The sequence below is a fragment of the Kitasatospora sp. NPDC001159 genome (assembly GCF_053598235.1).
This window is the reverse complement of the sequence record NZ_JBSFJV010000012.1, coordinates 69,561-87,494: the sequence shown is the minus strand read 5'-3', so window position 1 is coordinate 87,494 and position 17,934 is coordinate 69,561. Positions and strand designations below refer to the sequence as shown.

19 protein-coding genes are annotated in these 17,934 nt (G+C 75.6%); 8 read left to right on the top strand and 11 right to left on the bottom strand.

Features of this window, described 5'->3' with window-relative positions:
• Nucleotides 1-9 precede the first annotated feature (9 nt).
• The 3 genes from ACWC9T_RS09275 to ACWC9T_RS09265 are packed head-to-tail and all read left to right on the top strand — an operon-like array spanning nt 10 to nt 3,493.
• A complete protein-coding gene (locus ACWC9T_RS09275) occupies nt 10-1,479 on the top strand; it encodes a class I adenylate-forming enzyme family protein (RefSeq protein ID WP_449820423.1) in 1,470 nt (489 codons plus the stop codon).
• Nucleotides 1,476-2,606, top strand: a complete 1,131-nt coding sequence (locus tag ACWC9T_RS09270) for a cytochrome P450 (RefSeq protein ID WP_449820422.1) — start codon at nt 1,476-1,478, stop codon at nt 2,604-2,606. The genes ACWC9T_RS09275 and ACWC9T_RS09270 overlap by 4 nt, the downstream gene beginning before the upstream one ends.
• A complete protein-coding gene (locus ACWC9T_RS09265; protein ID WP_449820421.1) occupies nt 2,606-3,493 on the top strand; it encodes an NAD-dependent epimerase/dehydratase family protein in 888 nt (295 codons plus the stop codon). Before ACWC9T_RS09270 ends, ACWC9T_RS09265 begins: the two co-directional genes overlap by 1 nt.
• A gap of 48 nt (nt 3,494-3,541) precedes the next feature.
• Here the strand turns inward: ACWC9T_RS09265 and ACWC9T_RS09260 are convergent, their stop codons facing one another.
• Nucleotides 3,542-3,922 carry a hypothetical protein gene (locus tag ACWC9T_RS09260; protein ID WP_449820420.1) on the bottom strand — a complete coding sequence of 127 codons (381 nt, stop codon included), beginning with the start codon at nt 3,920-3,922 and terminating at the stop codon, nt 3,542-3,544.
• Here ACWC9T_RS09260 and ACWC9T_RS09255 point away from each other — a divergent pair.
• Nucleotides 3,912-4,181, top strand: coding sequence for an NUDIX domain-containing protein (locus ACWC9T_RS09255; protein ID WP_449820419.1), 270 nt, complete (start codon nt 3,912-3,914; stop codon nt 4,179-4,181). The two genes, ACWC9T_RS09260 and ACWC9T_RS09255, sit on opposite strands and share 11 nt — an antisense overlap.
• 253 nt (nt 4,182-4,434) lie before the next feature.
• Here the strand turns inward: ACWC9T_RS09255 and ACWC9T_RS09250 are convergent, their stop codons facing one another.
• A complete protein-coding gene (locus tag ACWC9T_RS09250; protein ID WP_449820452.1) occupies nt 4,435-5,022 on the bottom strand; it encodes a TetR/AcrR family transcriptional regulator in 588 nt (195 codons plus the stop codon).
• A 230-nt stretch (nt 5,023-5,252) separates the two neighbouring features.
• Between ACWC9T_RS09250 and ACWC9T_RS09245 the strand changes: the two genes are divergently transcribed.
• Nucleotides 5,253-6,215, top strand: coding sequence for an alpha/beta hydrolase family protein (locus ACWC9T_RS09245; RefSeq protein ID WP_449820418.1), 963 nt, complete (start codon nt 5,253-5,255; stop codon nt 6,213-6,215).
• Nucleotides 6,216-6,279: 64 nt separating this feature from the next.
• Nucleotides 6,280-6,504, top strand: a complete 225-nt coding sequence (locus tag ACWC9T_RS09240; protein ID WP_449820451.1) for an aldo/keto reductase — start codon at nt 6,280-6,282, stop codon at nt 6,502-6,504.
• Here ACWC9T_RS09240 and ACWC9T_RS09235 read toward each other — a convergent pair.
• The 4 genes from ACWC9T_RS09235 to ACWC9T_RS09220 form a co-directional block, all read right to left on the bottom strand.
• A complete protein-coding gene (locus ACWC9T_RS09235; protein ID WP_449820417.1) occupies nt 6,476-7,327 on the bottom strand; it encodes a hypothetical protein in 852 nt (283 codons plus the stop codon). The genes ACWC9T_RS09240 and ACWC9T_RS09235 overlap by 29 nt on opposite strands.
• Nucleotides 7,328-7,377: 50 nt before the next feature.
• Nucleotides 7,378-9,285, bottom strand: coding sequence for a protein kinase domain-containing protein (locus ACWC9T_RS09230; protein ID WP_449820416.1), 1,908 nt, complete (start codon nt 9,283-9,285; stop codon nt 7,378-7,380).
• A 492-nt stretch (nt 9,286-9,777) separates the two neighbouring features.
• Nucleotides 9,778-10,671: a DUF1906 domain-containing protein gene (locus ACWC9T_RS09225; protein ID WP_449820415.1), complete on the bottom strand. Its 894-nt coding sequence runs from the start codon at nt 10,669-10,671 to the stop codon at nt 9,778-9,780.
• A gap of 166 nt (nt 10,672-10,837) precedes the next feature.
• Nucleotides 10,838-11,710: a carboxymuconolactone decarboxylase family protein gene (locus ACWC9T_RS09220; RefSeq protein WP_449820414.1), complete on the bottom strand. Its 873-nt coding sequence runs from the start codon at nt 11,708-11,710 to the stop codon at nt 10,838-10,840.
• A 128-nt stretch (nt 11,711-11,838) separates the two neighbouring features.
• Between ACWC9T_RS09220 and ACWC9T_RS09215 the strand changes: the two genes are divergently transcribed.
• Both ACWC9T_RS09215 and ACWC9T_RS09210 read left to right on the top strand, forming a co-directional pair.
• Nucleotides 11,839-12,420, top strand: coding sequence for a TetR/AcrR family transcriptional regulator (locus ACWC9T_RS09215; RefSeq protein ID WP_449820413.1), 582 nt, complete (start codon nt 11,839-11,841; stop codon nt 12,418-12,420).
• 221 nt (nt 12,421-12,641) lie between these two features.
• Entirely contained in the window at nt 12,642-13,037 is a 396-nt protein-coding gene (locus ACWC9T_RS09210) for a hypothetical protein (RefSeq protein WP_449820412.1), read from the top strand.
• 72 nt (nt 13,038-13,109) lie between these two features.
• Here the strand turns inward: ACWC9T_RS09210 and ACWC9T_RS09205 are convergent, their stop codons facing one another.
• The 5 genes from ACWC9T_RS09205 to ACWC9T_RS09185 form a co-directional block, all read right to left on the bottom strand.
• The gene (locus tag ACWC9T_RS09205; RefSeq protein WP_449820411.1) at nt 13,110-13,736 is read right to left on the bottom strand and encodes a hypothetical protein; all 627 of its coding nucleotides are present in this window, start codon (nt 13,734-13,736) and stop codon (nt 13,110-13,112) included.
• The gene (locus tag ACWC9T_RS09200; RefSeq protein WP_449820410.1) at nt 13,733-15,121 is read right to left on the bottom strand and encodes a DUF58 domain-containing protein; all 1,389 of its coding nucleotides are present in this window, start codon (nt 15,119-15,121) and stop codon (nt 13,733-13,735) included. The genes ACWC9T_RS09205 and ACWC9T_RS09200 overlap by 4 nt, the downstream gene beginning before the upstream one ends.
• Entirely contained in the window at nt 15,118-16,188 is a 1,071-nt protein-coding gene (locus tag ACWC9T_RS09195) for an AAA family ATPase (protein ID WP_449820409.1), read from the bottom strand. Before ACWC9T_RS09195 ends, ACWC9T_RS09200 begins: the two co-directional genes overlap by 4 nt.
• 96 nt (nt 16,189-16,284) lie before the next feature.
• Nucleotides 16,285-16,824, bottom strand: a complete 540-nt coding sequence (locus ACWC9T_RS09190) for a hypothetical protein (protein ID WP_449820408.1) — start codon at nt 16,822-16,824, stop codon at nt 16,285-16,287.
• 20 nt (nt 16,825-16,844) lie between these two features.
• Complete coding sequence (locus ACWC9T_RS09185; protein WP_449820406.1) at nt 16,845-17,822, bottom strand: DUF4129 domain-containing protein; 978 nt, start codon at nt 17,820-17,822, stop codon at nt 16,845-16,847.
• Between the last annotated feature and the right edge of the window lie 112 nt (nt 17,823-17,934).

The window sequence follows — 17,934 nt, the reverse complement described above, 5'->3', positions numbered from 1 at the left end:
AAGCCCATCATGCTCGACCGGCTCGCCCACGCCCTGCGCACCGACCACCCCGACCGGCCCGCCGTGCTGCACCACACCCTCACCGGCGCCACCAGGACCGCGATCCGCCGCGGCGAACTCGCCGACCTCGCCGACGGCTACGCCGCCGCCCTGCACACCCGCGGCCTCTCCCCCGGCGCCACGGTCGGCGTCGCCGTCCGGCCCGGCCCGCGCGCGCTCGCCGTGATGCTCGCCGCACACCGGCTCGGCCTGCGCATCGCCGTCCTCGACCCGACTGCGGGCCCGGACGTGCTCGCCGCCCGGCTCGGCCTCGCCCGGCCCGAGCTGGTCCTGGCCGACGCCGCCGCCCAGGCCCTGGCCAGCTGGGCCGGACCGCTCGCCCGGCGTGCCGACCTCGCGCTGCCCCGACTCGCCGCCCTCGGCCCGGTCGCCACCCTCGGGCGCCGGCTGCCCGGCTGCGCGCCCCGGCTCCGACCCGCCACCGCCCCCGTGCCGGCCGGGCGCGACGAACGCGACAGCGACGCCGTGATCGTCTTCACCTCCGGCACCACCGCCCGCCCGCGCGCCGTCGTCCACACCCGCGAGGGCCTCGCCGCCGGGCTTCGCACCGTCGCCGACCTGGTCGCGCCGCAGCCCGGGACGACCGTCCTCGGCGGTACCTTCTTCGTCCTCGTCCCCGCCCTCGCCGCCGGCGCCACCGTCGCCCTCCCGGCCCGCAGACCCGAAGCCCTCGCCCGCCAACTGGCCCGACTGGCCCCCGCCCACACCTACCTCACCCCGCCCCAGCTGCGCACCGCGCTCGCCGCCGGGGCCCGCTTCAGCGGCCGGGTATGGACGGGCTCCGCGCCCGCCGACGCCGCCCTGCTGCGCCGCGTCAAGCAGGCCGGAGCCGAACAGGCCTGGAGCGTCTACGCGTTGACCGAGCTCTTCCCCGCCGCCGCCGTCGAGGAAGCGGACAAGAGCGCCCACGACGGGGACGGCGACCTCGTCGGCCACCCGCTGCCCGGCGTCCGCGCCCGCCTCGCCGACGACCGCGAACTCGTGCTCACCGGACCCGGCGCCCGCCACCGCTACCTCGGCGAGGAACCCGACCCCTGGGTCCGCACCGGCGACCGCGCCGCCCTCACCCCCGACGGCCGGATCGTGCTCGCCGGCCGCCTCAAGGACATGGTGCTGCGCCGCGCCGAGAACATCTACCCGGGCCTGTACGAGCCGGCGCTGCACGTCCCGGGCGTCGAACTCGCCCTGCTCGTGGGCGTTCCGGACGGGCACGGCGACGAACGGCTGGTCGCGCTCGTGCAACCCGCGCCCGGGGCGGATCCGCGGCAGCTGCGCGCCGCGCTGAGCGTCCCGCTCGACCGCATGGGCTCCGCCCGGCCGGACGCCGTCCTGTTCGGCACCGTCCCGCTCGCGGGCCGCTCCCGCAAGCCCGACCGGAGCGCCGCGTCCGCCCACTGCGCAGGGGAGTTGACCCGATGAACCCGCCCGACCGCGCACCCGTCGCTCCCGGGGCCGCCGCTTCCCGGGACGTCGCGTCCCTGACCGCCGCCTCCCGCCGGGCCCGCCGCCGCGACCGCCGCGTCTACCTGCGCAGTCACCCCGTGCTCTTCGCCCTGCTCTGCGCCACGCGCCACCGCCCGGTCCTGCGGCTCGGCCGCACCCTGCTGGTCCACGGCACCGACGCCTACCACGAGGCTCTCACCCGCGTCCCGCTGCAACGCACCGCACCCGGCACCACCGGCGGCGCGGCCGCCCGGCTCACCGACGGCGGCCTGCTGTTCGACCAGGACGGCGACGACCACCGCGCCGCCCGCCGCACCCTGGCCGCCGACCTCGACACCGCCGCCCGCGCCCGCATCCGCCCGCTCTGGCAGGCCGTCCTCGCCGAACGCGTCCCCGACCTCTCCACCGGGCACCTCGAACTCGTGGACCTCGTACGGGATCTGGCCGGGACCACCGCCGCCGCCCTCACCGGTGCGCACCCCCCGGCACGTCGACTCGCCCACGCAGCAGCCGAAGCCGCCGCGGCAGCAGCCCGCGACCACCTGCCCGGCCCGCGCACGGGCCGCACCCGTGCCGCGGCCGACGCCGTCGACGCCGCGGCCCGCCTCACCGCCCTGCTGCCCGACGCACGCGACGCCATGGTCGCCGTCGCCGCCGTCAACACCACCCTCGCCGCCGTGCCCCGCGCCGTCGCCTGGTGCGCCGACGCCCGCCTGTGGCCCGCCGTCGACGAGACCACCGCACCCCGCCTGGCCGCCGAACTCCTGCGCCTGACCGCGCCCTCACCGCTGCTGCCCAGGGCGGCCGCCGCCGACGCCACCCTCGCCGGACACCCCGTGCGGGCCGGCGACCGGCTGATCCTCGTCGCCCGGCACGCCGCCCATGCCCACCGCAGCGTCCCGGCCGGCCATCCCGCCGCCACCCAGGCCATCTTCGGCGCCGGACCGCACGCCTGCCCCGGCGCGGGCCTGGCCCGCACCCAACTCGCCGACGTGCTCCTCGCGCTGGCCCCCCACCGCCCGGTCGTCGCCCGCGCCCGGGTCGACCGCCGATCCGCCCTGCCCGGCTACGCCGAACTCATCCTCCGACGGGGAAGGTCCTGATGCGCATCGCCGTCACCGGCGCCACCGGATTCTGCGGCGCCCACCTCGCCCGGACCGCCGCCGCCCTGGGCCTGGACGTCACCTGCCACGGCCGCCGCCCCGGCCCGGTCGGCCGCCACCGCCCCTGGGACGCCGCCACCGCCGATCCCGACTTCACCGGCACCGACCTCGTCGTCCACTGCGCCGCCGCCGTCGCCGACCTGCCCCCGGGCCACCCCGCCGAAGCCCACCAGCACGCCGTCAACGTCACCGGCACCGAACGCGTCCTGCGCGCCGCCGGCGGCCGACCCGTCGTCCACGTCAGCAGCGCCAGCGTCTACGACCCGCGCACCACCGCCCCCGTCCTCACCGAGGACCACCCCACCGCCACCGGCCACCTCAACGCGTACGGCCGCACCAAGGCCGCCGCCGAACGACTCGCCCTCGCGGCCGGCGCCGTCGTCCTGCGCCCCCGCGCCGTCTACGGCCCCGGTGACCCGCACCTCGTCCCGCAGCTGCTCGCCCGCGTCCGGCACGGCCTTCTGGCGCTGCCCGGGCGCGACATCCCGCTCAGCCTGACCGCCGTCGCCAACCTCACCGACGCCTGCCTGGCCGCCCTCGGCCTCACCGGCACCCCGCCCTGGCCGCCCGGCGCCTACAACATCGCCGACGCCGTCCCCTACCGCCGCGACGAGGCCCTGCGCCACGTCCTCACCGCCCACCGCCTCCCCGCCCGCATCGCCCACCTCCCCGCGCCCCTCGCCCGCCTCGCCGCCCGCACCTCCCGCATCCCCGGCCTCACCCCCTACACCGTCGACCTCCTCACCCGCAGCGTCGTCCTCGACCTCACCCGCGCCCACACCCAGGGTTGGCAGCCCGCCCACGGCCTCGCCGGGTACCGTCCGTGACACCCGGTTGGACTGAACCACCACGCGCTCGCCCCGCGCGACCGGTCGTCAGCTCGCCGACCGCACGAGCGCCCCGAGGGACGGCTCGTCCCTAACGCCGACCCACCCGAGCAGAAGCACCTCGACGCCGCCGGCCTCGACACGCCCGCCGCCCGAAACCTGATCGAGCAACTGTCCAGCCGAACGGGTGAAATGGGTGACGGGTACGCGCTGCGTGACCTCCTCGTCCACCAAGGCGTCCGCGACCGCCTCGAACCCGGCCGGGCGGCCATTCTCGAACAGGCTCTCGCCGCCTGCGCACTGGGCTCCGCCGTCCTGTCCAAGGCCGCTTACGACCAGCTGGAGGACGCCCTTGCTCGCGCCCGGGGTGTGCTCGATGAGTCCCCGTTCGACCCGGGCTCGCCCGGAGGTAATCCGCTTGAACGGCACACTCGAACAGCACCATCACCTCGAACTCGTCCACACGCTGCACCACCTCGACGCCGACGGCGGGCGCAGCCGTCTCCAACTCTTCTTCCGGGCCGCGCGCTACGGCGGCCAGGTGCGCAACGCGGAGCCGCACAAGTGCGAGGAGCTGCGTTGGTGGCCGCTCGAACAGCTGCCGGCCGACATCGTGCCCTACACCGCGCACGCCCTCGCCGAGATCGCCCGCGGCAACCCACTCTCCACCGTCGGCTGGCCGGCATGACCGCCCCCCGCCCTCCCGACGACGCCGACCGCCCGCTGCGTCCTGGAACAGCTGCGCCCCCCGCGCCAACCGGCTGAAGTTCCCATCCGTTCAGCCACTTTGGAGGCAGCACTGTGACCCTGCCCGCGGCTTGGCGCCGCACGGGGTTCCAGCCGGGGCCGGCGGGGAAGCCGTTGGTGCCGGCGTCCGGGTGCGGGGGCAGCCGGACGGCTGCCCCCGCACCCGGACGAGTCGGGTGTCGCCGTCGGGCCGGTCAGGGCCGCCGCAGCCCCTGGAGGAGCAGTTCGACCAAGCGCCTGGGATCGTAGTGGGAGTCCGTGTCGCGTCCGATGCAGAGGTTGCCGATGCCGCGCATCAGCTCGTAGGGCTGCGTTCCGGGCCTGATCTCGCCGGCGTCGACCGCGGCATTGAGCAACTGGGCGCAGACGGGCAGCAGGCGGTCGAGGAAGTAGGTGTGCAGCGCGGCGAAGCGGTCGCTGTCGGACTGCAGGGCGTCGGCGAGTCCGTGCTTGGTGACCAGGAAGTCGACGAAGAGGTCGATCCACTGGCGCAGCGCGTCGAACGGGGAGTCGACGTCGGCCAGCAGGTTCGGGCCGGCCTCGGCGCACGCCTCGATCTGGTGCTGGTAGACGGCGGTGACGAGATCCGCCCGGGTCGGGAAGTGGCGGTAGATCGTGGCCATCCCGACGCCCGCCCTGGCCGCGATCTGCCGGATCGGGGCATCGACTCCGGAGATGACGAACACTTCGGCGGCGGCGGCGAGCACCGTCTGCCGGTTGCGCTGGGCGTCGGCCCGCTTGCCGGGGGTCGACGGCTCCCTGGCGGGACCCTCGGCGGGGATCGCGTTCTCCTTCGACACCACTTGCTCCTTCGACACCGCTTGACAAAACGGAGCGCTGATCCGGATATTAATTGGAGCAGCGTTCCGTTTAGCTTAGCCGAACCGGCCGCCGCAGATCGCCCTGTCCGCGGCCGGCCACGGGAGACCGACGACCGGCCGTACGAAACCGGCGAACGGCCGGTCGCACAAGGCCGGCGAACGGCCGGCGCCTCCGAAAGGGAACCCACATCGTGAGCACATCCACCGCCACCATCGCCGACGCCCTGGGCACGCCCGTGCCGGTCCTCTCCTACAGCCCGCTCGTGCTCCCCGTACCCGGACGACCCGTGGACCTCCGGATCCGCGTCTCCGCACCCGTGACCGGAAGCGGCCTCCCCGTCCTCCTCCTCTCCCACGGCCACGGCCCCTCCAACAACCTCTCCTCACTGAACGGCTACGCGCCGCTCGTCGACTTCTGGGCAGCACACGGATTCGTGGTCATCCAGCCCACCCACCTCACCTCCAGGACCCTCACCCACCTGGTCGCCGACGCCCCCGGAGCCCCCTTCTTCTGGCGCTCCCGCACCGAGGACATGACGCACATCCTCGACCGGCTCGACGCGATCGAGAACGCCGTGCCCCAGCTCGCCGGGCGGATCGACCACACCAAGGTCGCCCTGGCCGGACACTCGCTCGGCGGCTTCACCGCGAGCCTGCTGCTCGGCGCCCGGCTCACCGACCCCGAGACCGGGGAGCGAGCGCACCTCGCCGACGACCGGATCAAGGCGGGCGTACTCCTCGCCGCGCCCGGCAGGGGCGAGGTCCAGAACGGCCCCATGGCCGAGCAGTGGCCCATCCTGCGGGGCATCGACTTCTCCACCATGACCACCCCCGCACTGGTCGTCACCGGCGACAAGGACGACCCCCGGCACTTCACGGACATGGGTCCGGACTGGCACGCCGACCCCTACACCCTCGCCCCCGGCAGCAAGACCCTGCTCACCCTGTTCGACGCGGAGCACGGACTCGGCGGAATCGCCGGGTACGACGCCGCCGAAACCACGGACGAGAACCCCGAACGGGTCGCCGCCCTCGCCCGACTCACCGCCGCCTACCTGCGCACCGAACTCCACCCCGGCGACCGCGCCTGGCAGACCGCACGCGAGGCACTGACGGCCGGCGCCGACCCGATCGGACGGGTCGAGTCCAGGTAACCAGCCCGCAGGCCGCAGCCACCGGACGGTCCGGGCCGTCGTCACCTGCCGCCCTGACCGCCCGCTGCGGGAGCAGTGCCAATGGCCTGTGACCAAGGCGCAGTTGGCCGTTCTGACCGAGGTGGCCGGGGAGCTCAGGGCGACCGTCAACCAGGTGGTGCTCGCCTGGCTGATCGGCCACCCCGTCCCGACCGTCCCGGTGGTCGGCGCCAGCTCCGTCGCGCAGTTGGACGAGAGTCCGACCGTCCTGGACCGGGGGATCAGGGGCAGTGGTAGGCGAAGGAGGTGACTGCGGTCCGAGGGGTGGGCGAGAGGACCTCCAGGGTGGCGGTGGCCTGGAGTGAGCCGTGGCCCTCAAAAGTCCAGCGCAGGACCAGGTCGGTGTGGTGGGGGCCGGCAGGCAGGTCCTGGGCGATCTCGGCGGACGTGGTGCCGTCGCTGCGCAGCCAGCGGTAGCGGAGGGTGCCGGTGCCGCCGTTGGTTTCCACGGCTGCGGTGATCACGGCGGTGCCGGCGCAGCCGGGGCCGGCCGGGTCGGTGGTCACGTCGGCGGCGGTGACGGCGAGGGCCGGCGCGTGGAAGCGCCAGAACAGGAGTGCCAGGATCGCCAGGAGCACAGCCGCCGGTACCAGCCACCGCTGGATCCGGCGGGGCCGTCGTGACCGTGGCTGGTCCGGTGCCGTCTCGCCGCGCCATACGGCGGCGGCTTGCGGCGGGACGCCGGGGCCGAAGCGGCGCAACTCGCCGGGGGCGAGCGGCTGTTCGTCCGGGGCGGCATCGACGGGGGTGGTGCCGGACGCGCGCGTGGCGCCGTGCCGCACCGTGGCGGCAGCTTCCGCGTCCGCCTCGGGTGACGGCGGGGCGGGGGTGGGAAGCGGCGCGCTGCCCCAGACCCGGGGATCGAGGAAGGTCGCGCTCTCGGCCTCATGGCCGTCGAGGCGGACCGTGGCCTCAGGATCCCGTGCGCCGCGACCCAGCCGGACGGTCCGGCCCTCCCCCACCGGGCCGGGCTCCAGGCGGAGCGTCTGTTCGCCGTCGCCCGCGCCCGGACCGAGCCGAACGGTCTGGTCTGCGCCCGAAGCGGGGGCGGAGTCGGGACGGGGCGTGGGCATGGCTTCTCCAGGACGATGGGCGGGTGACGGACCAGCAGGCACGGCAGGGGTCAGCGGGGCGGGTTGCAGAGGAAGGCGTTCATCTCGGCCGACGTCCGGCCCGGCTGCGCCGGCGCCGGGGTGGTGCCGATGCGCACGCCCCAGGTCGGAAACGTGTCGGCCGAGCCGAAGTCGTGGGTGCGGGTGATGGTGGCGCGGCCGTTCTGGACCGCCACCGTGTCGGTGGCGACGGTGACCGCGCGTCCGCCCGAGCTGTGGTACCAGCTCAGCGTCAGCGTTCCGGTGGCGGCTCCCTGGGCGGCCACCGTGACCGTGGCGGTCAGACTCCAGCGGCCGCCGCAGGCCAGGGAGTCCAGGTTCACCGTGCTGACCGTGATGGTGGCCGGGGCGACGGTCGGGCTCGGCGTGGAGGGGCTGGTCACGGGGCCCGGCCCGGCCTGGGTGGGGGCGGGGTCGGCGGGCGGCGCCGACGGCGCTCCGGCGGGGCCGGGCGGTGCGGGGTTCGGGCCGGTGGCGGGGGCGGTGGGAGGCGTGCCCGGCGCCGTGGACGTCCTGCCGGGAGGCGCGGCCGTGGCGTTGCCGCTCGGGGTGCCCGGGGTCGTCGACGCGGCGGCCGTCGGGTCCGCCCAGGCGGACGGTGTCGGGCCCGGGGTGTCGGCACCGCTCGGCGCCGGGGAGGGACCGGCCTGGTCGTGCGTGGCGAGGCTGGTGGTCGCCTCCGGGGAGGCGCCGCCGACAACCGTACGGGCACCGCCGTCGGCGGCCCCCGCGATCGCCACGCCGGCCAGCGTGGCCAGGGTGACGGCGCCGGCCACGACGCCGACGAGCACCTTGCCGCGGGTGCCCAGGCGCGCACCGCGTCGGGTCAGGATCCGCAGCGCGGCAACCGGGACGGTGTCGGCGGCCGGGACGGCGCTGACCTCGGTGCCGGAGGAACCGGAGGAGCCGTCGGCCCCGCCCAGCGAGGTGTGGGCCAACGAGGTGCCGCCAGCGGCCCCGCCCCCTGCGCCGGGCAGCAGCAACGCGAGCAGGGCGACCAGGGCCGTCAGATCACGGCGGCCCTTCTCCTCCCACTGCGGCCCGTAGCCGGCCGCCGCGACCGCCTCCAGTTCCTCGACGAACGCGGCCGCGCCGTCGGGCCGGGCCTGCGGGTCCTTGGCCAGGCCCGCCAGGATCAGCGGCCGGACCGGGTCGGGGGCCAGCTCGGCCGGGATCGGGGCCTCGGTGTGCTGGACGGCGAGTTCGGCGATGGTGGTGCCCGCGTAGGGGCGGGCACCGGTGAGGCACTCGAAGAACGTGACGGTGGCGGCGTAGACGTCACCCGCCGGGGACGCGGGCCGGCCGGCCCACTGCTCGGGCGGCATGTAGGCGGGGGTGCCGGAGACGTCGCGGTCGGCGCCGCTGGCCACCGCGATGCCGAAGTCGACCAGCTTCGACGTGGCGGCCGTGTCGACCAGTACGTTGGCGGGCTTGTAGTCGCGGTGCACCACGCCGGCCGCGTGGGCGGCGGCCAGACCCAGCAGCGAGCCCTTCAGCACCACCAGGGCGGCCTCCGCGGTGGTGGCACCCTCCGCGCGGAGCAACTCGCGCAGCGCGATCCCGTCCACCAGCTCCATCACGATCGCCGAGCCGCGCTCCCCCTCCACGTACTCGTAGAGCCGGGTGACGTGCGGGGAGTCGACCCTGGCGAGGACCTGCGCCTCCGCGCGCAGCGCGGGCGTGCCGGCGGAGGCGTGCAGGTACTTGATCGCCACCGGCGTGCCGGTCTCCCGGTGGCGGGCGAGGACGACCCGGCCGCTCGCGCCGGCGCCGAGTTCCCGCTCGTGGAGGTAGTCCGGGAGCTCCCAGCGGCGTTCGTCCCCGGGCGTCGGGGCACCGCCCGCGGCGGGTGCCGTGTCGTCCCCGCCCGGTATGTCGTCCTGGGCCTGTCTGTCGCCCTCGGTCTGTCTGTCGTCCATCGCCTTGCGCTCTTCCCGTCACTGCCTGCTCGGCTTCGCGGCGACGCACCTTACGGCACCGCAGCCGCTGGCTGGGACGCAGCCCGTGAACGGCGGGTTGCGGGCCCTCCGGTCCGGGAGGTCACGATTCGGGTGATTCGCACAGCGTCCAAACCGTTCGGCCTCGTGTCGGCTCCTCAGAAGCAGGTGCGGGCTCGGGCGAGCAGATCCGGTACTGCATGATCCGGTAGTTCTTCGGGTCGTACCCCCGACAACCTGCACGCCCGGCCCGTCGAGCAGACGGCCACCGACCACCGGTCCCTCAACTCCGAATTGCCACACCTGCTTGAGGCCGCACTCACCACCGTCTCTCCCGAGACGCCGAATCGCCCTGGCGGCGATTCGGCTATCCCTGAGCCCCCCAGCCTCCGGCCGGGGGAGACCCCCATCGCGGGAAGCCGAACCCCACGGGATGTGGTCGGTCGAGCCCCATCCCGGAAGGCCCGTCGTGGTTCAGGCCGCCCCGCCGGCCACCAGGCCGTCCAGCGCGTCGGGGTCGACGCTGAGCGTCACCCCTCCGTACGTCTCGTCGGCACTGCCCCGGTACTGGTGGATGCGGTGGCCGGTCCACAGGTCGTCGGGCAGCCCGTCCTGCCCGCTGGTCGTGGGGCGCCGGTCCCAGCGGGCGTACCAGATCGCGTCGGGCATCGGGGCGCGGCCGGCCCGGGCGGCGGCGATGATGTCCGCGATGCCGGAGTCCATGCTGGAGTAGAAGCCCGACCGGTACCCGGCCGCCCGCAGCGCCCGGGTCCAGCCGACGGTGAAGTCGACCACCGCCTGGCTGCACACCGCGTCGCCCGCCGGGTAGGCCTCCATGTCGAGGTACACCGGACTGCCCGGCCCCAGCCCCAGCGCCTGCAGCGCCGCTGCCGCCTCCCCTGCCTCCTGTCCGCCCTGCTCCTCGGCCCGGGCCGGGTCGATCCGCAGCGGTTTGTCCGCGCGCTCGGCGCAGGGCGCCTGGAGCCCGACGTGCGTGGGCACCAGCTGCCACCCCATCGCCCGGACCGTGGCGACCCACTGCGGCGTCAGCCGGGGCTGCCGGCAGCCGCGTTGGCTGCCGCTGCTGTAGATGTTCACCGCACCGTACGGCGAGGCGGTGCTCCAGACGGACAGGGCCTCCGCTGGCGGGGCCGAGCAGGCGTCGAACCCGGCCCCGGTGAACCGGTACTCCGGCAGCGGGTCCGCGGAACCGTCGGGCGGCGCGGCGAGGGGCGCGGGACGGGCGGGCGAAGGTGCGGCCGCCCGTACGGCGGCCGGCTCCCACCTGCCGGGCACGCGCCCGTGGACGGCACTGGGGAACATGACGAGCGAAGCCGCCAGGAGGGCGGTCGGAGGCAGAAGGCGCATCCCTCCGTCCTAGCCGTCCACCGCGCGCCTCCCGTGCCATCGTGGCGACGCGCCGCAGCCGTTCACCCGGAATCCGCACCCCCGACCCGCCCACCTGGGGCCGTGACTGCGCCTCAGCACTCCCCAAGGGGTGGCCGTCGAATGCCCGTCCCCGGCCGATCGGCACCTACTCCCCCGCCCGACCTGCCGCGTCGCGCTCGGCGAACACCTCGCGGGCGGCCGCGATCCCGTTGAGGGCGGCCGGGAAGCCCGCGTAGACCGCCATCTGGACGATCGCCTCGATCGCCTCCTCCCGGGTGCCGCCGACGTTGAGCAGCCCGTGCAGGTGGACCCGCAGCTGCGGGCCGGCGGTGCCGAGCGCGGTGCAGGCGGCCACCGTGGCCAGCTCACGGGTCTTCAGGTCGAGGGCGGGACGCGAGTAGACGTCGGCGAAGGCGAAGTCGACGATGTAGTCGGCCAGGACCGGGGCGATGTCCGCCAGCGAGGCGACGACGCGTTCCCCTGCCTCCCCGTCGACCCGGGCGAGCGCGTCGATCCCGCGCTCGTGCCGCTCGCCCAGCGTCTGCGTGCCGTCGGTGTCGCTTCGCGCAGGGGTGAAATCGAGCTCCGGCCGGGCCGCGAAGGCGGCCTTGGCCACGGCCATGCCGTTGAGCGCCGCCGGGATCCCGGCGTAGACCGCCATGTGGAGGACCGTCTCGACGATCCGGGCCGGCTCGACGCCGATGTTGAGGGCGCCGTCGATGTGGAAACGCAGCTGGGGAGCCGCGGTGCCCAGCGCGGTCAGGGCGGCGACGTTGATCAGCTGCCGCTGGGCGAGGGTGAGGCCGGGCCGGGCGTACACATCGCCGTAGCCGAACTCGACGGTCAGCCGGGCGAGGTCGGGGGCTGTGTCGCCGAGGCCGTTCAGGATGTCCGAGCCCTCGGGGCCGGCGATCTCGCACAGGAGGGCCAGGCCCCGCGAGAAGCGGTCGGTGGACGGGGAGGCGGGCGTGGACGCGGACGAGGAGACGGACAGGGGCGGGGATGCGACAGCGGTCATGGCGGTCTCCTTGCGGCTCGTGAAGAGGAGCAGACGTTACGGAACGTTCCGTAACGCCACGAGGCTAGGGCGCCCCCTGCCCATTGTCAAAACGAAACGTAACGTCACGCCTGGGCTAGACTCGGGCCATGACCCCCCAGCCGAAACCCGAACGCCGAAGCGAACGCGCCCGCCGCGCCATCCTGGACGCCGTCTTCGAGGTCGCCGGGACCAAGGGATACGGCAAGACCACCATCGAGGCCATCGCCGCGACCGCGGGCGTCGGCAAGCCGACCATCTACCGCTGGTGGCCGTCCAAGGGCGCGATCGCCCTGGACGCCGTCAACGACCGGATCGGCGACTCCATGGACTTCCCCGACAGCGGGGACATCGCCGCCGACCTCACCGCCCAGCTCAGCGCCGTGGCCGCCATGCTCACCGGCGACACCGGGACGCTCTACCGCGGCATCATCGCCGAGGCCCAGAGCGACCCCGACCTCGCCGCCGCCCTTCGCGCCACCTTCCTCGAACCCCGGATCCAGCGGTGCGTCCGCCGCCTCGACGCCGCCGTGGCCGCCGGCCAGCTCCGGGCCGACCTGCCCACCCGCACGATGGTCGACATCCTCTACGCCCCGGTCTACTACCGGATCCTGCTCGGCGCCGGCCCCGAGGAGACCCTGCGCAGCCCCCTCCTCGTCGAGACCGTCCTGGAAGGCCTGCGCCCCGCCTGACGCCCGCAGACCCACGGCAGAGGACGGCCCGTGTCGACGGGATACCTTGATCGCTGCCACCGTGTGCCGATGTCCCCCTCGCCCCTCCCCGAGCCGTGGCTGCGCGGTGTCACCGCCAATCCGGCGCTGAGCAGTCGGACGGCCTCGCTCGGGGGGCAGGCCCCTGACTAGGGTGAAGCAGCACGTCAATGGCCATGGACGGCCGGGGAGGGCACAGGACAGTGAAGAACAAGGGCGAGCTGGACGACCTGCGGGCACGGCTGGCAGCACTGGAGGCGGAAGTCGACCGCCTGCGCGAGGAGTCGGCGGCGACCCGCGCGTCGGCGGCGTCGGCCGACCGTGACGGCGCGGCGGCCCGCTCCTCCGCGCCCGCGCGCACCCTGGTCCCGACCGCGGAGCGCGCGGACCATACCGAGCAGCCCCAGTCGATGACCCGCCTCGCCGATGCCGTCGGCGTCATGGTCTCCGACCAGACGGAGCAGACGATGCTCCTGCGAGCGCAGACCCAGGCCCTGGAAACCCAGAGCAGCACGCTCACCAAGCACGGCCGGTTCCTGGAGAGCCTCCTGGAGGGCCAGTCCGCGCTGTTCGAGGAACTGCGCCGGGACGGCAGGTAGACACCTCGGGCGACACAGCGGTGGGAGGGGCCTGGACGAACGGCCGCCCCCCACTCTCGTGTTCACGAGCTGTCAGGCCGTCGGGACCCCGTCCGAGGGCTGCTCCGCCGGGGCCTGGGGAGGCGTTCGTTCCGAGCGCAGGGCCAGGCCCACACCGGCGGCGGCCGTGACCAGACCCAGCACGGCGAGGGGGCGGGACCACTCCCCCGCCATGGTAGGGGCGAAGGCCGGCGGCAGGACCAGCAGCGAGGCGGCGAGGGCGGCGGCCGCCGAGGCCGGGCGGATGCTCGGGCGGCTCGGGCCGAGCGCGTCGAGCAGCAGCAGGTGGCCGGCGAGCAGGACGGTCACCGCGAGCGCCCGCCACCAGGACGGCTCGCCGAGGGCGGCGAGCAGGACGGATCCGGCGGCGAGGAGGGTGCTACGGGCGGCGGACAGCCGCGCGTGCCAGGTCGCCGGGGGCGGGCCATCCGGTGCGGGGGCGGCGGCCCAGAGGGCGCCGACGGCGACCGGCAGGAGGCAGACGGGCCCCAACCGGTCGGTGAGCGTGCCGGTTCCGGTGCCTGCGGCGGCGAGGGCGAGGGCGGTGCCGATGCCGCGCAGCGCCGCGCGTTCGAGGCGCGGGGCCCGGTCGGCGCGGTGGGCCGTACGGGAGTCGTGGGTCGATGGGATCGGATTCGTGGCGCGTGGCGGGACGGTCATCGGGCGGCTCCCGTGATCCGGCGGCGCAGCAGGGGCCCGAGGGCCAGGTCCAGGGTCTCACCGGGCGAGTGGCGGACCACCGGGATGCCGCGGCCGCGCAGGGTGGCGCGCATCGCCTCGCGTTCCGTGTGCCACAGACGCAGCGCGAGGGCGTCGACCTCGTCGTCGGGGCGGGCCGCCGGCTCCCCGGCCGGGATCTCCACCACGACGAGGGGGTTGCCGCGTTCGCGGACCTGGCCGAGGACGTCGAGGATGCGCTGGTCGGCGAGCGGGGTGAAGGCGTAGACGAGGGCGTGGCCGGGCAGGGCCGCGAGCGGCAGGGGCGGGAGGGGGCCGCGGTGGGGGCGGTCCTGGCGGACCTCCAGCACGCTCTCCACGATGCGGTAGAGCTGCCGGTCCCCGGTGGAGGCGGTGAGCTGGCGCAGGCGTCCGCCGACGGCTACGAGGCCGATCCGGTCGTGTCGGCGCAGGTAGGCGCGGGTCAGGCCGGTGGCGGCGCGCAGGGTCTCGTCCAGGCTGCGCAGCCCGGTGGTGGTGTCGATGTAGTCGGCGAGGGTGTCGAGCAGGACGACCGCGTCGGCGGCGCGCTCGGCGGCGAACTGGTTGATCTGGACGGCGTCGCGGCGGGTCGTGGACGGCCAGTGGATCCGCCGCTGCCGTTCGCCGGGCACGTACGGGCGGACGCCGACGACCTCGATGCCGGTGCCCTCGTGCGCGGTGGTGTGCTCGCCGATCCGTTCGGGCAGGCGGACCGGGATCGGGGTGAGCCGGGCGGTCTCGGGGACGGGGAAGACGTCGACGGTGCCGAGGTCGGTGCGGACGGTACGGCGGGTCAGGCCGCGGGCGTCGGGCACGTCGAGGTCGACGACGCCCAGGTGACGGCGGCCCCAGCTGTCGGCGTGGAGGACGAGGTCGACGCCGGTCGGGGTGACGGTCAGGGCATCCAGGGCCATGCCGGGGCCGAGCGCCACGGTGGGCTCGGGCGGGCCGATCCGGCCGTCGTGGTGCACGGTGACGTGGACGGTGACCGGTTCGCCCTCGAAGCAGCGCTGTGGCCGGGCGGTGCTCTCGGCGGACAGCCGGGTGGGGCGACTGTGTCCGGGGGCCGCCAGTGCGAGCAGGACGGCCGCGAAGGCGGCCGGGGCGAGCAGCCAGGCGTGGCCGGTGAGCAGGGCGGCGACGGCCGCGACGGTGGCCACCGTGAGCAGGCGCAGGGTCTGCTCGCCGGGCCGCCAGTGTGGTGACGGCGGGCTGTCGGGCAGGCCGGCGGCGCTGGCACGGGCGCTGCGGGCGACGGCCAGGGCCCGGGCGCTGCGGGCGAGGCGGTCCGTGCCGACGGCGTCCGGGGCGGGGTCGGCGTCCGGGGCGGCCGGGGCGGGGTTCACGATGTCACCGCGCGGGGCAGCGTCCGGGGTGCCGGGACGGAGGCGACCAGCCGCGCCAGCACGTCGTCCGCCTCGATCTGCCGTACCCACAGTTCCGGCCTGAGCGTGATGCGGTGGGCCAGGGCGGGACCGGCGAGCGCCTTGACGTCCTCGGGGGTCAGGTAGTCACGGCCCTCCAACATGGCGTGGGCGCGGGCCAGTTGGATCAGCGCCAGGCCCCCGCGGGGCGAGGCGCCAACCTGGATCTGCTGGTCGTTGCGGGTGGCGTCGACGAGGGCGATGACGTAGTCGACCAGGTCGTCGTCGACCTCGACCCGTTCCACCGCGGCCCGCATGGCGAGCAGCTCCGCCGGGCCGGCCACGGTCTCCAGGACCGGCTCGGGGGCCGCCCGGTCGATCCTGGCGCGCAGCATCGCCGCCTCCGTGGCGGTGGGGAGGTAGCCCATGCGCACGCGGAGCAGGAAGCGGTCGAGCTGGGCCTCGGGCAGGGCGTAGGTGCCCTCGTACTCGATCGGGTTGGCGGTGGCGATGACCAGGAAGGGGTCCGGCAGGCGGCGGGTGGCGCCGTCGACGGAGACCTGGCCCTCGGCCATCGCCTCCAGCAGGGCGGCCTGGGTCTTGGGCGGGGTCCGGTTGATCTCGTCGGCCAGTAGGAGCTGGGTGAAGAGCGGGCCGGGCCGGAACACCATCTCGCCCGTGTTGCGGTCGTAGAAGGGCGCGCCGGTGACGTCCGATGGCAGCAGGTCGGGGGTGAACTGGATCCGGCGGAAGTCCAGGCCGAGGGTGGTCGCGAACGAGCGGGCCAGCAGGGTCTTCCCGAGCCCGGGCAGGTCCTCGATCAGGACGTGTCCGCCCGCGAGGGCGCCGAGCATGACCAGGCGCAGTGCCTCGGGCTTTCCGACCACGGCCCGTTCGATCTCCCCGATCACCGCGCGGGCCCGCTCTCCGGCCTGCTTCGGGGTCAGCGCCGGAAGGGTTGCGGGCACGACCGCCGGTACGGCCTCCGGCGCCGCGGCCGGGTCGGCGGGGTGGGCGGGGACGTGGAGGCTGGTGGGAAGGTCGGGCATGACGCTCCTGCGGAAACGATTCGGTCGGTCAGGGGATCGGTGCTGGGTTGTGTGGCCGCCCCGGGTCCTGGGGCACGGTGGGTCACAAGGGGTGGGTCACAGGGAGTCGAGCCGGTCGACGAGCCGGCGCAGGACCTCCGCCGGGAAGACCTCGGCCGGGGCGGGCGCCGAGGGGTCGATCCACGGCCACAGTTGGGGCCCGAGGAGTTCGGCGGCCCGGTCGCGGTCGGCCGACAGGTTCAGGCCGTGGACCTCCGCGAGCCGTACCGCGTACAGCCGTTGGAGCCGGGAGCGCAACGGCGCGGCGTCGCCCTGGGGGAGGAGGCCCTGACGGACCGTCCAACGCCAGTCGCCGAGGCCCGGCTCGTACACCGCCATCTGCCGAGGCTGGCTGCGCAGGGAGAAGGTCTCGGCTCCCGCTCCGGCCACGCGGCGGGCGACGAGCAGGCCGGTGACGGCCAGCAGGACCGCGCCGGCCCCCGCCCCGCGCCAGCCGCCGACCAGGGCGAACAGGACCTCGGCGAGGACGGCGGGCACGGCCAGCTCGATCAGGCTGTGGCGCACCGAGCCCGGCTGGGCGAGTTCACGGTCCCTCCCGTCCAGGGGATCGTCGTGTCGCGGCGCCGCGCTGCTCATCGGTGGCCTCCCGGCGCTGGTCACAGGTGCTCCCCCGCAGCGTGTGCCCCGGCGGCCGCCGGGGGTGCGACGTCCGCGGGCGCGGCGGCGTCCGCGAGCCGGGCGGCGATGGCGTCCAGGGCCGTACGGGCCCGGCGCACCTGGCTGTCGTTCATCCGGTGGGTCGAGTACCGGGCCTCGCGGAACAGTTCGGTGAGCTCCCGTGCCCCGGCGGCGTCGATCCGCTCGTCGGACAGCGCGCGGCGCAGCAGCTCCGTCGGGCTCTCCCACGCGTGCTGGGGCAGGCCGGAGGCGGCCAGCGAGCCCTCCATCGCCGCGTAGCAGGCAATCACCGCCGCCCGGGCGTCCGCACCCTCCAGGGCCCGGCGGCCGGAGGCGACGGCCTCGACGAGAGCGGCCTCGGGGCTCGCGGACCCGACTGCGGCGGGCAGCATCGCGGGCACCTCCCGGCGGCGGGCCCGCAGCCGGAGCAGCCGGAGCACGAGGACGACGGCGAGGACGAGCCCGACCGTGGCCACCAGCGCGAGCAGTCCGACGAACAGCGCCCCGAGCCCCTCGCCGACCGCCAGCGGGCCCGGTGCGGGCGTGGCGGACGGGATGGCCTCGGGACTGAGGCTGGCCACCACCGGGTGTGGGACGGACGGCGCGGAGCCAGCCCGGCCGTGCAGGACCAGCAGCAGGACCGGCACCACGGCGGCGGCCAACGGCAGCACGAGCATGGCCGTCCCCCGCAGGCGCTCGGCCCGGGGTGTCGGCCCGTCGAGGTGGCGGACCTCTTCACGGAAGCGCACCGCGAACCTGCCGACCGCCGCGGCCCAGCCGAGCCCGAGCAGCACCACGAACCCGAGGCCGGCCACCGGCCCGGTCGCCGCCGACCCCAGGAACCCGCCATCGGGCCGCAGCGCCGCGGCAGCCGACAGCAGCCCGACGACGACCAGCAGCACCCCCGCCAGCCGGCCACCCCGCCCGCGCGTACGCGACGGCAGTCCACCGCTCATGCGAACCCCCCGGTTCCCCACGCGCGCGACGGCGCGCGAGGTGCAGCGTCGCACACCAACCGTCACGGTGTCACCTGCCGTCACGGGCGGCCCGGGCCCGCCTCGCCCACCC

Coding starts and splice junctions, on each gene's coding strand:
- ACWC9T_RS09220 (WP_449820414.1), bottom strand. CDS start 11,710: ATGACCGCTGTCGCATCCCCGCCCCTGTCCGTCTCCTCGTCCGCGTCC.
- ACWC9T_RS09225 (WP_449820415.1), bottom strand. CDS start 10,671: ATGCGCCTTCTGCCTCCGACCGCCCTCCTGGCGGCTTCGCTCGTCATG.
- ACWC9T_RS09205 (WP_449820411.1), bottom strand. CDS start 13,736: ATGACCGTCCCGCCACGCGCCACGAATCCGATCCCATCGACCCACGAC.
- ACWC9T_RS09235 (WP_449820417.1), bottom strand. CDS start 7,327: ATGCCCACGCCCCGTCCCGACTCCGCCCCCGCTTCGGGCGCAGACCAG.
- ACWC9T_RS09195 (WP_449820409.1), bottom strand. CDS start 16,188: ATGCCCGACCTTCCCACCAGCCTCCACGTCCCCGCCCACCCCGCCGAC.
- ACWC9T_RS09230 (WP_449820416.1), bottom strand. CDS start 9,285: ATGGACGACAGACAGACCGAGGGCGACAGACAGGCCCAGGACGACATA.
- ACWC9T_RS09275 (WP_449820423.1), top strand. CDS start 10: ATGCTCGACCGGCTCGCCCACGCCCTGCGCACCGACCACCCCGACCGG.
- ACWC9T_RS09270 (WP_449820422.1), top strand. CDS start 1,476: ATGAACCCGCCCGACCGCGCACCCGTCGCTCCCGGGGCCGCCGCTTCC.
- ACWC9T_RS09190 (WP_449820408.1), bottom strand. CDS start 16,824: ATGAGCAGCGCGGCGCCGCGACACGACGATCCCCTGGACGGGAGGGAC.
- ACWC9T_RS09185 (WP_449820406.1), bottom strand. CDS start 17,822: ATGAGCGGTGGACTGCCGTCGCGTACGCGCGGGCGGGGTGGCCGGCTG.
- ACWC9T_RS09215 (WP_449820413.1), top strand. CDS start 11,839: ATGACCCCCCAGCCGAAACCCGAACGCCGAAGCGAACGCGCCCGCCGC.
- ACWC9T_RS09265 (WP_449820421.1), top strand. CDS start 2,606: ATGCGCATCGCCGTCACCGGCGCCACCGGATTCTGCGGCGCCCACCTC.